The following is a 15,108-nucleotide window of genomic DNA, read 5'->3' as shown; positions in this document are numbered from 1 at the left end:
TCCCGCGGCGTTCGCCGTGGCCGACGACGACGGGACTGAGAAGCCCGACTCCCTACGCCGGTGTGACCCGGATCAGGTTCGAGGGTCTGCGGATGGCCCGCACTCTCAGCGCCCTGGACCCCTCGGCATACGGCCGGAGGGGTTGTGGCGCTCCCCTGTCGTTCAGCGGCGACCTTACACCGCGCGTACGGTGTGCAGCAGCCACGCCCATCCATCCCAGGAGGTCCCAGTGAACGACGAGCAGCAGGAGTCGATGCTCGCCAAGGTCGCCGGCACGGTTGCCGCGCTCGCCGCGGCCTGGGTCGCGCACAAGCTGATCAACGCGGCGTGGAAGGCGGCCAGCGGTCACCAGCCGCCGACGCCGGATGACGAGGGCGACTCCGGGCTGGGCGAGCTCATGGCGGCCGCCGCGGCCACGGGCGCCGTGGTGGCGGTGTCCCGCGTGCTCGCGACCCGCGGCACCAAGACCTTCGCCTCGCGGGTGAACCGCAACCGCCTCACCCCGAGCTGAGCGCGGGCTGAGCCGGCCTGCGGCTGGCGGTCAGTCGAAGTCGGGCTTCTCGCCGGGGCGCGTGCCCGGCTCCGGCCGCTGCTCGTTGTCCGGCACCGGCGGGGCGACGTTCTGGGGCTCGGTGCTGTCGGCCCGCGCCTGGTCGATGGTGAGCTCGTCCACCACCAGCAAGTCCTTGCGGACCTTGCCCGTGCGGTAGCCGGCCCGGCCCACCATGTGGGCGGCCACCGGCGCGGTGATGAGCTGGAACAGCACCACGAGGACGAGGGCCCCCGCCTCCGGGCCCGGCCCGATCCGCAACCCCAGGCCGATCATCACCAGCACCAGCCCCAGCACCTGGGGCTTGGTGCCGGCGTGCATCCGCGACAGCAGATCGGGGAAGCGCAGCACCCCGACCCCGGCGGCGAAGGCCAGGAACGCCCCGCCGATCATGCACACCGACGCGATCACGTCGGCCACTGTCGTCCACTCGATGCTCATCGGACCCCGCCCTGCGACTCGGCGCCATCCTGGTCCTCCGGGTCGGCGCTCGGCCCGGCGGCCTCCTCCCGGCGGAGCCGCTCAGCCTCTTCGGCGGCGATCTCCTCGCGGGTGCGCACCCGTCCCTCGCCCTCCGGCTCGACGGCGGCGAACCGTGCGATGGTCACCGACGCGACGAACCCGACCAGCGCGAGCGCGACCAGGATCGGCACGATGTCGGCACGGCGCTGCACGGCGGCGTAGAGCGCCCCCGCGGAGATCATCGTCGCCACGACGATGTCGAGCGCGATGGTCCGGTCGAGCATCGACGGACCCTTCTCGATGCGGATGACGGCGAGGACGCAGCCAGCCAGCAGCAGCGCGCCGCACAGGATCACCACCCAGCCGCTCATGCGCTCACCCCTTCCACGCGTCGGCCCCGGCGGCGGGTGGGCCGCAACGGCAGCCCCGCCTGGCGCAGCTCGTCATCGGAGGCGAGCGCGCGCAGCACCCGCTCCTCCTGGTCCAGCACCGTCTGGCGGGCCGCCTCCACGCCGCCGGACTGCTCGACGTCCAGCACGTGCAGGTACAGCTTGCCGGTGAGCCGGTGCGCCTCGACCACCAGCGAGCCCGGCACCAGCGAGCACAACTCGGAGGTGAGGGTGAGGTAGAGGTCGGAGTGGCTGCGGAGCTGCACGCCGATCACCGCGCCGTGCGGCACGTGGCGCGGCCGCAGGGCGACGATGCTCACCTCGAACGAGGCCCGCACCAGGTCGATCGCGAAGCGCGCGATGAGGTGCAGCAGGCCCAGGGGGCGCACCTTGCCGTGGAAGGCGATCGGCGTCATCCGCAGGGTCGCTGTCACGAGCGCGCCCAGCAGGAGGCCGATCAGGGCGTTCGCCACCGTCGGACGGCCCCAGAGCAGCACCCACACGAAGGCCAGCCACACGATGGTGGGCCACTGGCGGATCAGCGACCTGCGACGCGACGGGCTCACGGGCGCACCTCCGCTTCCTGAGTCGGCTCGAGGTCCGCGGGCGTCTGGTCGGAGACGGAGTCAGCCGACTCCCCGGCGCCGCGCTCGCCGTCGGGCAGCACCGCGTCGATGTACGGCGAGCGCTCCTGCAGCGCGATGGCGGCCCGCTCGGTGTACGCGTACAGCGGCCCGCCGGCGATCGTCAGGGCCAGGCCCAGGCCGACGAGCGCCGCCGTGGGGCCGATCATCCCGCCGGGCAGGCGCGTGTCGGGCAGCTCGGCGGGCGGCGTCTGCCAGAACGCCTTGTTCCAGGCCTTCACCAGGGCGTACAGCGTGAGCAGCGACGTCACGACCCCACCGGCGACGAGCGTGTACGCGAGGGGTGTGCCGACCTCGACACCGGCCTGCAGCAGGCCCACCTTGCCGAGGAACCCGGACAGCGGCGGGATGCCCGACAGGTTCATCGCCGGGATGAAGAACAGGATCGCGAGCACCGGCGCCAGCTTCGCGAGCCCGCCGAGCCGGTCGAGGCTGGTGGACCCGCCCCGTCTCTCGATCAGCCCCACCACCAGGAACAGCGCCGTCTGCACGGTGATGTGGTGCGCCACGTAGTAGATCGACGCCGTCCAGCCCATCGTGGTGGACAGGGCGATGCCGAAGATCATGTAGCCGATGTGGCTGACCAACGTGAACGACAGCAGACGTTTGATGTCGTCCTGGGCCACGGCGCCGAGGATGCCGATCAGCATCGTCGCCAGCGCCGCCCACATCAGCACGTCGTCGGCCCTCCCGTCGGGGAAGAGCAGCGTCTGCGTGCGGATGATCGCGTAGACGCCGACCTTGGTCAGCAAGCCCGCGAACACCGCGGTGACCGGTGCGGGCGCCGTCGGGTAGGAGTCCGGCAGCCAGGCCGACAACGGGAAGATGGCCGCCTTGATGCCGAAGGCCACCAGCAGCATGATCTGCAGCACCAGCCGCACACCCGGGTCGATCTCCGGCAGTCGCACGGCGAGCTGGGCGAGGTTCACGGTGCCCGTCGCGGCGTAGATCATCGCGATGGCGATGAGGAACAGCACCGACGACAGCAACGCCACGACGACGTAGATGCTGCCGGCCCGGATCCGCTCCCCGGTGCCGCCGAGCGTGAGCAGCACGTAGGAGGCGGCCAGCAGGATCTCGAAGCCGACATAGATGTTGAACAGGTCGCCCGAGAGGAACGCGTTCGCGACGCCGGCCGTCAGCACCAGGTACGTCGGGTGGTAGATCGAGACGGGCGCGGCCTCGTCGCCATCCGCCTCGCCCTCGGCGAGTGAGTACAGCAGCACCGCCAGGGTGACGGCGCTGGAGATGGTGAGCATCAGCGCCGAGAGCCGGTCGGCCACCAGGTCGATGCCCACCGGCGCCGCCCAGCCGCCCACGTCGACCACGAGCGGGCCGCCGTCGGCGAGCACCAGCAGCGTCGCGGAGGCGATCAGCACCATCGTCAGCGCGATCACGCTGATCATGCGCTGTGCGCGCGGCTTGCGGTACAGCGCCAGCGCCAGCCCGGCGCCGAACAGCGGCACCACGACGGGCAGCGGCACCAGCCACGTGGGGTCGGTCATCACGGGCGCTCCTCAGGGTCGGCTGGTCCGGCGGCGCCGTTGGCGTCGTCCGGCCCTGGGCCTGCGGGCAGCGAGGGCTCCGCGCCCCGGAGCAGCTCGTCGGTCTCGTCTCGGGTCTCCGCGGCCTCGTCGTCCAGCGTCTCGCCGGCGTCCTCGGTGTCGCGGTCGGTGAAGGCGTGCTCGTCGATGGCCGCGAGCCGGGCGATGCGGCGGTCCTCGACGTCGTCCTGCACCTCGTCGTGGCGGTGGAGCTGCCAGGAGCGGTACGCCATGGCCAGCAGGAACGCCGTCATGCCCAGCGTGATGACGATGGCGGTCAGCACCATGGCCTGCGGCAGCGGGTCGCTCATCTCGGAGACGGGCGCGTCCCCCACGATCGGCGGGGCCCCGGCGGCGCCGCCCGCGATGAGGAACAGCAGGTTCGCGCCGTTGCCGATGAGGATCACGCCGATGAGCACCCGCGAGAGGCTGCGCTCGAGCAGCAGGTAGACGCCGACGGTGAACAGCACGCCGATCACCACCACCAGCACGAGGTTGGGGGTCATGTCGATCATCGGGCGCCTCCCGTCTCGCCGGCGCCGGGGCCCTGCGTGCGCAGTGCCGGCACGTCGTCGTAGGAGTCGGGGCCGTCACCCTGCTCGGCCTGCTGGTCGATCTCCGCCCCGAGGCTGCGCAGGATGTCGAGCACCAGCCCGATCACCACCAGGTACACGCCCACGTCGAAGAAGAGGGACGTCACCAGGTGCACGTCGCCGAGCACGGGCAGGTGGAAGTCGATCATCCAGGACTGCAGCACCGAGCCGCCCGCGAACAACGCGAAGATGCCCACCCCGGCGGACAGGAACAGCCCGCTGCCGAGCAGGAGGCCCGGCTGCACCGGCGCCGCCTCGCCCAGCTCGTAACGTCCGCCCGCCAGGTACCGCGTCACCAGGGCGATGCCGCTGATGAGGCCGGCGGCGAACCCGCCACCCGGGGAGTTGTGCCCGGAGAACAGCAGGAACAGCGAGTACATGACCATCGTGTGGAACAGCAGCCGGACGGTGACCTCGAAGATCACCGAGCGGCGCTGCGGCGCCAGGGTGCTCCCCGCGCGCAGCCACTCGCGGGAGCGGGAGCTGATCGTCACCTTGCCGACGGGCACGGGCTCGGTGGCGCCCGCGGGCCGGCGCAGCGCCGCCATCGGGTCGCCGCCGCCCCCGCCCCACACCGGCTGCCCCTCGGCGGCCTCGTCGGTGCGGAAGATCGCGCCGCCGCGGCGCCGCAGGAAGACCAGCGACGCGACGCCGGTGGCCGCCACTAGCAGCACGGAGATCTCGCCCATGGTGTCCCAGGCGCGGATGTCGACGAGCGTGACGTTGACGATGTTCTTGCCGCCGCCGAACTCGACGGCCTCGGCGGCGAAATCGGCGGAGACGGGCACGTGGATGCGGGCGCCCGGCACCACGAGGGCGAGCCCGGCGACGGTGAGCCCGACGATGAGCCCCACGCCGAGCCGCAGCCAGCGCGACGCGGCGAGCGGCCGGTCGGAGAAGTACGGGGGGAGGCGGCGCAGCACCAGCACGAACACGACCAGCGTGACCGTCTCGGTGAGGACCTGGGTGAGCGCGAGGTCCGGCGCGCCGTGCAGCAGGAACAGACCGGCCACGCCGTAACCGCCCACACCCATGAGGATCACGGCCTTGAGGCGGCGGCGGGCCCGGGCGGTGAGGATCGCGGAGACGACGACCAGCAGCCCGAGCGCCGCCTGCGCGGGGGTGTCCCAGGCCTTGAGGTCGTCGGGGAGCGCGCCGAACGTCAGCAGCGCGCCGCCGACGGAGACCACGAAGACCATCAGGATGCCGCCGAGGTACAGCGGCAGCGAGCCACGCTGCGTGAGCGCCGTGACGTCCGCGGCGACCTCGTCGAGCTTGCGCATGAAGCGCCGGTAGGCGCGGTCGGCCTCGGGGCCGGTGGGCATCGCCGCCTGGAACCGCTCGACCGGCCGCCTCGCCACGAACAGGAGCAGGCCGGCGCCCACCACTAGCACGGTGAGCAGCAGCGTGGGGGTGAGGCCCGCCCAGAGCGTCAGGTGGCCGGGCTCGCCGATCGGGTACGTGTTGGCGTACGGCTCGAGCAGGTCCTCGCCGAACGTGGGCAGCAGTGCGACCGCGAGGCCGAGCACCGCGAGCACGAGGGCCGGCATGACCAGCAGCGGCGCGGGCTTGGTGATCGCGGCCGGGCGCGCCGGCTGCTCCAGCTCGGCGACGGTGGCCCCAGCGGAGGCGTCGGTGGGCAGCGCGTGGATCACAGGCTTGGAGGCGAACGCGCCCCACCACAGGCGCAAGCCGTACGCGACGGTGAGCACGGACCCGACGGCCACGGCGGCGAGCACCACAGTGCCCACCCAGCCCCGGTCGAGGTGCGCCAGGGACTCGAGCGCCGCCTCTTTGGCCACGTACCCGGCGAAGGGCGGCAGCCCGATCATCGACGCGGTGGCGAGCCCCGCGGCGGTGGCGGTGATGGGCAGCGCGCGCCCCACCCCGGACAGCCGCCGCAGGTCACGGGTGCCGGTGGCGGCGTCGACGACGCCCACCACCAGGAACAGGGACGCCTTGAACATGGCGTGCGCGCCGAGCATCGCGAGCCCGGCCAGGGCCGTGGCGCGGGTGCCCATCCCCACCAGCAGGATGATCAGGCCGAGCTGGCTGACCGTGCCGAACGCCAGGATGAGCTTGAGGTCGTGCTGCCGCAGCGCCCGGTACCCGCCGAGCAGCAGCGTGCCGCAGCCCAGCACCACCACCATGACCTGCCAGACGGTGAGCTCGGCGTAGGCGGGCGCGAACCGTGCGACCAGGTAGACGCCCGCTTTGACCATCGCGGCCGCGTGCAGGTAGGCGCTGACCGGTGTGGGCGCGGCCATCGCCGCCGGGAGCCAGAAGTGGAAGGGGATCAGCGCGGACTTGCTCACGGCGCCCACGAGCAGGCACGCGACGGCGACGGTCACCGCGGCGCCGCCCAGCGGCGGGTCGGCGATGATCGCGGAGATCCGATAGGTGCCGGCCGCCGAGCCGAGCAGGATGATGCCGATCAGCATCGCCAAGCCGCCGGCGGTGGTGATGACGATGGCCTGCATCGCCGCGCGACGGCTGGCCTTGCGCTCGTTGTAGTGCCCGATGAGCAGGTACGACAGCACTGTCGTGAGCTCCCAGAACACGTACATCAGCAGCATGTCGTCGGCGGTGACCAGGCCGTACATCGCCCCGGCGAACGCGACCAGCACGGCGGCGAAGCGGCCGAGGCCGCGGGCGCTGGCCGAGAAGTACGCGGAGCAGTAGATGAGCACCAGCGCGCCGATGCCGCCCACCAGCAGGGACATCAGCCACGAGAGGGTGTCGAGCCGGAACGCGAGCTCGAGGCCCAGGCCGGGTATCCACTGCACCACCTCGACCGGTCCGTGACCGGACATCACCTGGTCGGTGAGGGTCAGGGCCCATACGGCGACGGACGCGGGGGCCAGCGCGAGCACCCAGAACGCCTTGCGGCCGAGGGCCCGCACCAGCGCAGGCGCAGCAAGGGATGCGATGAGATGCACGGCGAGCAGTGTCAGCACGTCCGCTCCGTCCTGTGGTGGGCGGGTCGTCGGTCAGCGCCCGGAAATGGGCACGGCAAGCGTTTGGACTTTTGGTTGGTGCAGGCAACCACAAGCACGCGCAACGACATTGCGCCGACCACGGTGCGTGACTGGAATGAAGGGCAGCCTACCAACCGATGATTGGTGCCCCGGTCGTGCGATCAGGCCCGGGACCGGCCCGAACGTGCCCACCGCGCGCCCAGCCCGACCCGATAGCGTGGCCGTGTGACCACCCTGGAGACCGTCTGCCTCGTCGTCGTGGCCCTCGCGTCCCTGCTGGGCACGGCCGTGTTCACGCGGGGCCTCGTCGCCATCATCCGCACCGTGCGGATCGGCGGTCCGGCCCCCGAGCGGTGGCGTCCCCTCGGGCCGCGCCTGCGCATCGTCCTCGACGAGGCGCTCAGCCACGACCGCTTCCAGGGCCGCCCCGTGGTGCGGGCCGCGCACTGGGCCGTGATGATCTCGTTCCCTGTGCTGTTCTTCACACTCGTGACCGGCTACGCGCAGGTGGTCGACCAGCGCTACGCCCTCCCGCTGATCGGGCACCTGCCACCGTGGGAGTGGCTCACCGAGGGCATCGCGTGGGCGTCCCTGCTCGGCATCCTCGCGCTCATCGGCATCCGGCTGCGCCGCCAGCCCCGCGCCTCCGCGCCCGAGGACGAGCAGCGACGCTCACGGTTCTTCGGGTCGAACGCCGCGCAGGCGTACTTCGTCGAGGCGACCGTGCTGGTGGTGGTGCTCGCCGTGCTGACGCTGCGCGGCCTCGAGTACGCCCTGCTCGCCCAGGACGCGGCCACCGCCCACCTGGCTGGCGCGTGGCACTTCCCGCTCACTGCTTGGTACGGCGCCGCCCTGGCAGACCTGCCCACGGCGACGCTCGAGACGGCCGTCATCGTCACCGCCACGGTGAAGATCCTGATGTCGATGGCCTGGTTCGTGGTGGTCGGCCTGCAGCCCACCATGGGCGTCGCCTGGCACCGGTTCCTCGCCGTCGTCAACATCTACGCGCGCCGCCACCCCGATGGCGCGCCCTCACTCGGCCCCCTGCAGCCCATCCAGGTGGGCGGCGCCCCGCTGGACCTGGAGACCATCGAAGACCTGCCCGACGACGCCCGGCTGGGCGTGGGCGCCATCGAGGACTTCACCTGGAAGGGCCTGCTCGACTTCGCGAGCTGCACCGAGTGCGGCCGCTGCCAGGAGCAATGCCCCGCCTGGGCCACCGGCAAGCCGCTGTCCCCCAAGCGCGTCGTCCTCGCGCTCCGGGACCACGCCGCCGCCACCGCCCCCTACCTGCAGGCGGCCCGCGCATCGGGCGACGGCGCCACCGAGGCCGACGCGCACGCGGGCCTCGACCTGATCGGCACGGGCGTGCTCGACGCGGACGCACTGTGGGCCTGCACCGCCTGCGGCGCCTGCGTGCAGCAGTGCCCCGTGGACATCGAGCACGTCGACGCCATCGTGGACGTGCGCCGCTACCAGGTGCTCATGGAGTCGGCGTTCCCCAAGGAGCTCGGCGGCACGTTCACCAAGCTCGAACGGCAGGGCAACCCGTGGGGGCTGCCCGCCCGGGCTCGGCTCGACTGGGCCAAGGGCCTGCCGTTCGACGTGCCGGTGGTCGGCGCCGACGTCGACTCCGCCGCGGACGTCGACTACCTGTTCTGGGTCGGCTGCGCCGGCGCCTACGAGGACCGCGCCAAGCGCACCACCCGCGCCGTCGCCGAGCTGCTGCACACCGCCGGTGTCTCGTTCGCCGTGCTGGGCGACGGCGAGTCCTGCACCGGCGACCCCGCCCGCCGCGCCGGCAACGAGGTCCTGTTCCAGATGCTCGCCTCCGCGAACGTCGAGACCCTCAACGAGGTCGGCGCGCAGGCCATCGTCGTCACCTGCGCCCACTGCTTCAACACCATCAGCCGCGAGTACCCGCAGCTCGGCGGCCGCTACGACGTGGTCCACCACACCGAGCTGCTCAACCGGCTCGTCGCCGAAGGCCGCCTGACCCCCACCGACCCGCAGCCCGGCACCCCCGCCGACGGCCAGCGCGTCACCTACCACGACCCCTGCTACCTGGGCCGGCACAACAAGATCTACTCCCCGCCGCGCGAGCTCCTGGGCGCCCTGCCCGGCGTCGAGCTCGCCGAGATGCCCCGCAACCGCGAGAACTCCTTCTGCTGCGGAGCCGGCGGAGCCCGCATGTGGATGGAGGAGACCATCGGCACGCGCATCAGCACCAACCGCGCCGCCGAGGCCGTCGCCACAGGCGCCGACGTGGTCGCCACCGCGTGCCCGTTCTGCACCGTCATGCTCTCCGACGGGGTCGCCGCCCAACCTGCCGCCGCCGGTGGCGTGTCCACCCCGCCGGTGGGCGTGCCCGAGGTCGTCGACATCGCCCAGCTCCTGCTCGACCGGGTCCGCGTCCGCGACTGACCCGCCGCTCGACTGCCCCCGCCCCTCGGCTGCCCCGCCCTTGGCTGGCCCACACCGCGCGCGCCACTGCCCTCGACGTACCGTGGAAGACGGACTCGATCGGCTGGGGGCAGCCATGGTGGACGACGCGCGGACGCAGCACGAGGGCATGGGCGGCGGGGAGACGGCTCCCCCGCCAGGGCCGCACGGGGGCGCCGCCCGCAAGCGCGCGCTGTACGACCGGCCGATCCTCATCGCGTGCCTGGTGGCGGGCCTGGCCGTGGGACTGCTCGCCGGGTTGTCGGCGGCGACGCTGCGGGTGACGAGGACGCCGGTGTACCGGGCCCTGGCGGAACAGGTCCAGCAGCTCGCGCTGGAGCGCGACGAGGCGGTGGGCGCGTCCGAGGGGTTCCAGGCGGATCTGCGGGCCACCGAGGACGCAGCGCAGACGCTGCAGGCGAAGGTCGTCGAGTTGGAGGGCCAGCAGCAGGCGTCTGCTGGTCGCGAGGAGGCGCTCGCGGCCCGTGAGGCGGCGGTGAGCGCGGGCGAGGAGGCGCTGGCGGCGGGCCAGCAGAAGGCCGAGGAACGCGATGCGGCGCTGACGGCTGGGGAGGCGAAGGTGAAGGCCCGCGAGCAAGCGGTCCGCGCGAAGGAGGGCTCGACGGCGCCGCGCGGGGAGGACGCCGCCGACACCTCGGCGTCGTCGGGCTCGTCGTCGGGCGCGTCGGATGCCCGGGCGGCCGAGGTGGAGGCCAGGGCCGCCGAGGTGGAGCGGGCCGCCGCCGACGTCGCCGCCCGGGAGGCCGCTGTGAGCGCCCGCGAGGCGGAGGTCGGGGCGCGTGAGGACGCCGCCGCCGGCCCTCCGCCGACGTGCACGCCCGCGCCGGAGGAGCCAGCGGAGGAGCCAGCGGAGGAGCCTGCCGCGGAGCCGGCGCCCTAGGGGCCTACCCGCCGAGCGGCTAGAGGTCCTCCGGGGCGACGAGGAAGTCCGCGGCGTCCGCGATCTCCCCGCCGATGGCCGCGTGCAGCTCGCGCATGATCGCCTGCATGGGCGGGATGGCGCGCCCACGAGCGACCTTGTGCGCGAAGGAGGGGCGTTCGAGCTCGAGCTCGTCGACGTCGGCCGGCTCCCACCGCACCCGGTAGGCGACGGCGCCCGCGACGGTCCACGGCAGGTCGCGGAGCAGCGGCGGGAGGATCTCCTCGGCGCCCACCTCGACGGCGACGAGCCCGTCGACGCCCAGGTCGACGATCACCCCGAAACCCTCGCGCGGCGGCGGGTCGGCGAGCATCGCGGCGTCGTAGGCGAGGGCCTCGGCGATGAGCCGGGAGCGCTCGCGCTCGTCCTCCACGCCGTGCTGCGCGAGGGCCGCGCTGAGACCCGCGCCGCCAGGCTCGGGCAGGCCGGTGCCGATGTTCCCGGCGAGCGCCCTGCGGCCCGCGTCGGTGGCGGGGCCGGCCCAGTGCTTGCCGTCCATCGCGAGCCGGGCACGCGGCACGGCCCGCTGGATCACGGCCAGCGCCTCGTCGGGCTCGAGCCAACGGCTGCTGTAGAGCGTGAGGTCGATGGTCCCGTCGACGTCCGGGTGGAGCACCGTGCCGTGCTCGCCGGTGCGCACGGCGCCGCCGAGCCGTCGGGCGGCGGCGACCAGCCAGAGCAGGACGCGCTCCTCCTCGCGGACCGGCATCGCCTCGGGGAACGCGCGCTTGAGGCCGTCGCGGTCACCACCCGGGTAGGGCTTCGCGCCACGCTCGCGCGGGCAGGCGGCGTCGTACACGACGGTGGTCTGGGCGGGCAGGCCCAGGCTCACGGCCTCCGCCTGGTCCACGGCGAAGGGGCCGGTGAGGGTGGAGAGCCGGGACACGCGCAGCACGCCGGGCTCCACCGGGGCGGCCGATCGGCCGCGGGCGGCGGCGGCGCGGTCCTGCATGCCGGGGAGCTGTTCCCAGCGGGCTGCGGGGAAGCGGCTGACCGCGAGGACCTCGACCTCGTCGGCGCCGATGCCCGCCGGGAGCGCCAGCAGGTGGCGGGTGCGAAGGCCCGGGTCGTCGAGGGGCAGCCGGGGCAGCACGGGGGGCCAGACCACGGTGCTAGACCTCCGTGCGGTGGAAGTTCTGCCAGGAGCGCGACGCCGTGGGGCCGCGCTGACCCTGGTAGCGCGAGCCGTACGTGCTCGACCCGTACGGGTGCTCGGAGGCGGACGACAGCCGGAAGAAGCACATCTGGCCGATCTTCATGCCGGGCCACAGCAGGATCGGCAGGGTCGCGACGTTCGACAGCTCGAGCGTGACGTGCCCGGAGAAGCCGGGGTCGACGAAGCCGGCTGTGGAGTGCGTCAGCAGCCCCAGGCGGCCCAGTGAGGACTTGCCCTCGAGCCGGGCGGCGATGTCGTCGGGCAATGTCACCGACTCGTAGGTGGAGCCGAGGACGAACTCCCCGGGGTGCAGCACGAACGGCTCGTCACCCTCGACCTCGACGAGCCGCGTGAGGTCGGGCTGCTCGGCCGCGGGGTCGATCACGGGGTACTTGTGGTTGTCGAAGAGTCGGAAGTATCGGTCGAGCCTGACGTCGATGCTGGACGGCTGGAGCATCGTCGCGTCATAGGGGTCGAGGGCGACCCGGCCCGACTCGAGCTCGGCGGTGATGTCACGGTCGGAGAGAAGCACGTGCCCACCGTAACGGTCACCCGCGCCCATCGTTCCCACACGCGAGGCGAGGGTCTATGCTCGTGCCCGTGAGATCGCGTGGGAGCGCTCTCGCGCCCACCCAGCGCCGCGTTGGCCACACCCCGCACAGCCGCGGGAGAACACCGGACGCGCGGTCACTCCGAGTACGCGAGAGGCATAACGCATGCGGTACGGCCACTTCGACGACGCAGCCCGCGAGTACGTCATCACGACGCCACACACGCCTTATCCCTGGATCAACTACCTGGGCTCCGAGCAGTTCTTCTCGCTCCTGTCCCACCAGGCCGGCGGGTACTCGTTCTACCGCGACGCCAAGATGCGCCGCCTGACGCGGTACCGCTACAACAACATCCCCACCGACGAGGGCGGCCGGTACTTCTACATCAACGACGGCGGCGACGTGTGGACCCCGTCGTGGATGCCCGTCAAGGCCGAGCTCGACCACTTCGAGGCGCGCCACGGCCTGGGCTACTCGACGATCACCGGCGAGCGCGGGGGCCTGCGGGTCGAGTCGCTGTTCTTCGTGCCGCTCGGGGAGAACGCCGAGGTGCAGAAGGTCACGGTGACCAACACCTCCGCCGCGGCGAAGAGCTTCACGCTGTTCTCGTTCGTCGAGTTCTGCCTGTGGAACGCCCAGGACGACCAGACGAACTACCAGCGCAACCTGTCGATCGGCGAGGTCGAGGTCGAGCTGGACGGGCCCTCCGGCTCGGCGATCTACCACAAGACCGAGTACCGCGAGCGTCGCGACCACTACGCCGTGTACGGCGTGAACGCGCAGGCCACCGGCTTCGACACGGACCGCGACACGTTCGTCGGCGCGTACAACGGCCTGGGCGACGCGGCCGTCCCGCTGGCCGGGAAGTCGGCGAACTCGGTCGCCTCCGGCTGGTACCCGATCGGCTCGCACTCCCTCGACATCACCCTCGAGCCGGGCGAGTCCGCGAGCCACACGTTCGTGCTCGGCTACATCGAGAACCCGCAGGACGAGAAGTGGGCCCCGGCCGACGAGGCCGCCGGCGTCGCCGCGCTGCAGGTGGTCAACAAGACCCGCGCCCACGAGCTCCTGGCCCGCTTCGCGACGACCGAGCAGACCGACGCCGCCTTCGAGGCGCTGCGCGCGCACTGGACGGGCCTGCTCTCGGGCTACTCGGTGTCCAGCACCGACGAGAAGCTCGACCGCATGGTCAACGTGTGGAACCAGTACCAGTGCATGGTCACGTTCAACATGTCCCGCTCGGCGTCGTACTTCGAGACGGGCATCGGGCGCGGGATGGGCTTCCGCGACTCCAACCAGGACCTGCTGGGCTTCGTGCACCTCATCCCCGAGCGGGCCCGCGAGCGCATCCTCGACATCGCCGCGACGCAGTTCCCCGACGGCTCGGCGTACCACCAGTACCAGCCGCTGACGAAGCGCGGGAACAACGACATCGGATCCGGCTTCAACGACGACCCGCTGTGGCTCATCGCCGGCGTCGCCGCGTACATCAAGGAGTCGGGCGACTTCTCGATCCTCGACGAGCAGGTGCCGTTCGACAACGACGAGTCCCTCGCCGAGTCGCTGTTCGAGCACCTGACCCGCTCGTTCCGCTTCACGATCGACAACAAGGGCCCGCACGGCCTGCCGCTGATCGGGCGCGCCGACTGGAACGACTGCCTGAACCTGAACTGCTTCTCCAACGAGCCGGGCGAGTCGTTCCAGACGACGGAGAACCAGGCGGGCGGCGTCGCGGAGTCCGTGTTCATCGCCGCGCAGTTCGTCCTCTACGGCACCGAGTACGCCGAGCTGGCCGAGCGCCGTGGCCTGGCCGACGTCGCCGCCGAGGCGCGTGCCGCCGTCGAGGAGATGCGCGCCGCGGTGCTGTCCCACGGCTGGGACGGCGACTGGTTCCTGCGGGCGTACGACTTCTACGGGAACAAGATCGGCACCGACGAGAAGCCCGAGGGCAAGATCTGGATCGAGCCGCAGGGCTTCGCGGTCATGGCCGGCATCGGCGTCGAGGGCACGGACCCGACCACGCCCGAGGCCAAGGCCAGCCCCGCGATCAAGGCGCTCGACGCGGTCAACGACATGCTCGCCACCGACCACGGCATGGTGCTCCAGTACCCCGCGTACACGAGCTACCAGATCGAGCTCGGCGAGGTCTCCACGTACCCCCCGGGCTACAAGGAGAACGGCGGCATCTTCTGCCACAACAACCCGTGGGTCATCATCGGCGAGACGGTGGTGGGCCGTGGCGCGCAGGCGTTCGACTACTACAAGCGGATCACGCCGGCGTACCGCGAGGACATCTCCGACGTGCACAAGCTCGAGCCGTACGTGTACGCGCAGATGATCGCGGGCAAGCAGGCCGTGCGACACGGCGAGGCCAAGAACTCGTGGCTGACCGGCACCGCCGCGTGGAACTTCGTGGCCGTCTCGCAGTACCTGCTGGGCGTGCGACCGGGTTATGACGGCCTGATCGTCGACCCGCAGATCGGCCCGGACGTGCCCGAGTACACCGTGACCCGCCGCGCGCGGGGCGCCGTGTACGAGATCACTGTGACGAACTCCGGGGCCCCGGGCGCCCGCGCGGCCCTCGAGGTGGACGGTGTCGCTGTCGACGGCAACGTCGTGCCGTACGCCCCGGCCGGCGCCACGGTCAAGGTGCGCGCGACGCTCTGACCCGTCACGTCCCGACCCCCGTGGGCCGGGCGCCCGAGCAGCAGATGCTCAGGCGCCCGGCCCGCGGCGTCAGTGGCGCGGCTGGGCCTGTGGCGCCCGCCGACACTGGCCGCCCTGAAGGACCGATAGCCAGCGCCAATCAGTAGTGGGAGCGCGTCCATGCGCGTTATCGTTGCCCCTGGCGCGTCATGA

12 protein-coding genes and 1 riboswitch are annotated in these 15,108 nt (G+C 72.3%); of the genes, 4 read left to right on the top strand and 8 right to left on the bottom strand.

The annotated features are described in order from the left end of the window. Positions 1–32 precede the first annotated feature (32 nt). Positions 33–167: riboswitch (TPP riboswitch) on the bottom strand. Between the two features lie 62 nt (positions 168–229). Continuing rightward, on the top strand, positions 230–511 hold the full coding sequence (locus tag QUV83_RS14145; protein WP_289565422.1) for a DUF4235 domain-containing protein: 282 nt from the start codon (positions 230–232) through the stop codon (positions 509–511). A gap of 30 nt (positions 512–541) precedes the next feature. Here QUV83_RS14145 and mnhG read toward each other — a convergent pair whose 3' ends face one another. Genes mnhG through QUV83_RS14115 form a run of 6 tightly spaced genes read right to left on the bottom strand, consistent with a single transcriptional unit; the run spans position 542 to position 7,139 of the window. After that, entirely contained in the window at positions 542–991 is a 450-nt protein-coding gene (mnhG, locus tag QUV83_RS14140; protein WP_289565421.1) for a monovalent cation/H(+) antiporter subunit G, read from the bottom strand. Further along, positions 988–1,383: a monovalent cation/H+ antiporter complex subunit F gene (locus tag QUV83_RS14135; RefSeq protein WP_289565419.1), complete on the bottom strand. Its 396-nt coding sequence runs from the start codon at positions 1,381–1,383 to the stop codon at positions 988–990. Before QUV83_RS14135 ends, mnhG begins: the two co-directional genes overlap by 4 nt. Then, positions 1,380–1,967, bottom strand: a complete 588-nt coding sequence (locus QUV83_RS14130) for a Na+/H+ antiporter subunit E (RefSeq protein ID WP_289565418.1) — start codon at positions 1,965–1,967, stop codon at positions 1,380–1,382. The genes QUV83_RS14135 and QUV83_RS14130 overlap by 4 nt, the downstream gene beginning before the upstream one ends. Then, positions 1,964–3,550 carry a Na+/H+ antiporter subunit D gene (locus QUV83_RS14125; protein WP_289565417.1) on the bottom strand — a complete coding sequence of 529 codons (1,587 nt, stop codon included), beginning with the start codon at positions 3,548–3,550 and terminating at the stop codon, positions 1,964–1,966. Before QUV83_RS14125 ends, QUV83_RS14130 begins: the two co-directional genes overlap by 4 nt. Further along, positions 3,550–4,104: a Na(+)/H(+) antiporter subunit C gene (locus QUV83_RS14120; RefSeq protein WP_289565415.1), complete on the bottom strand. Its 555-nt coding sequence runs from the start codon at positions 4,102–4,104 to the stop codon at positions 3,550–3,552. The genes QUV83_RS14125 and QUV83_RS14120 overlap by 1 nt, the downstream gene beginning before the upstream one ends. Beyond that, positions 4,101–7,139 (bottom strand): Na+/H+ antiporter subunit A, encoded by a 3,039-nt coding sequence (locus tag QUV83_RS14115; protein WP_289565413.1) that lies wholly within the window; start codon positions 7,137–7,139, stop codon positions 4,101–4,103. The genes QUV83_RS14120 and QUV83_RS14115 overlap by 4 nt, the downstream gene beginning before the upstream one ends. Positions 7,140–7,385: 246 nt before the next feature. On the opposite strand from QUV83_RS14115, the gene QUV83_RS14110 reads away from it, so the two are divergent. Beyond that, on the top strand, positions 7,386–9,584 hold the full coding sequence (locus QUV83_RS14110) for a (Fe-S)-binding protein (protein ID WP_289565411.1): 2,199 nt from the start codon (positions 7,386–7,388) through the stop codon (positions 9,582–9,584). 115 nt (positions 9,585–9,699) lie between these two features. Beyond that, complete coding sequence (locus tag QUV83_RS14105; protein WP_289565410.1) at positions 9,700–10,503, top strand: hypothetical protein; 804 nt, start codon at positions 9,700–9,702, stop codon at positions 10,501–10,503. Between the two features lie 19 nt (positions 10,504–10,522). Here the strand turns inward: QUV83_RS14105 and QUV83_RS14100 are convergent, their stop codons facing one another. Both QUV83_RS14100 and dcd read right to left on the bottom strand, forming a co-directional pair. After that, positions 10,523–11,650, bottom strand: coding sequence for a hypothetical protein (locus QUV83_RS14100; RefSeq protein ID WP_289565409.1), 1,128 nt, complete (start codon positions 11,648–11,650; stop codon positions 10,523–10,525). A 4-nt stretch (positions 11,651–11,654) separates the two neighbouring features. Then, positions 11,655–12,230 (bottom strand): dCTP deaminase, encoded by a 576-nt coding sequence (gene dcd / locus QUV83_RS14095; protein WP_289565407.1) that lies wholly within the window; start codon positions 12,228–12,230, stop codon positions 11,655–11,657. Positions 12,231–12,414: 184 nt separating this feature from the next. On the opposite strand from dcd, the gene QUV83_RS14090 reads away from it, so the two are divergent. Next, entirely contained in the window at positions 12,415–14,916 is a 2,502-nt protein-coding gene (locus QUV83_RS14090) for a GH36-type glycosyl hydrolase domain-containing protein (RefSeq protein ID WP_289565406.1), read from the top strand. Positions 14,917–15,108 lie beyond the last annotated feature (192 nt).

The organism is Cellulomonas cellasea, from assembly GCF_030372105.1.
Classification (GTDB): domain Bacteria; phylum Actinomycetota; class Actinomycetes; order Actinomycetales; family Cellulomonadaceae; genus Cellulomonas_A; species Cellulomonas_A cellasea_A.
The sequence above is the reverse complement of the archived record's forward strand: the minus strand, read 5'-3'. Positions and strand labels throughout refer to the sequence as shown.

Bases quoted from the DNA above. Each gene is read 5' to 3' on its own strand.
- mnhG (WP_289565421.1), bottom strand. From the start codon at position 991: ATGAGCATCGAGTGGACGACAGTGGCCGACGTGATCGCGTCGGTGTGC.
- QUV83_RS14135 (WP_289565419.1), bottom strand. From the start codon at position 1,383: ATGAGCGGCTGGGTGGTGATCCTGTGCGGCGCGCTGCTGCTGGCTGGC.
- QUV83_RS14125 (WP_289565417.1), bottom strand. From the start codon at position 3,550: ATGACCGACCCCACGTGGCTGGTGCCGCTGCCCGTCGTGGTGCCGCTG.
- QUV83_RS14120 (WP_289565415.1), bottom strand. From the start codon at position 4,104: ATGATCGACATGACCCCCAACCTCGTGCTGGTGGTGGTGATCGGCGTG.
- QUV83_RS14105 (WP_289565410.1), top strand. From the start codon at position 9,700: ATGGTGGACGACGCGCGGACGCAGCACGAGGGCATGGGCGGCGGGGAG.
- QUV83_RS14090 (WP_289565406.1), top strand. From the start codon at position 12,415: ATGCGGTACGGCCACTTCGACGACGCAGCCCGCGAGTACGTCATCACG.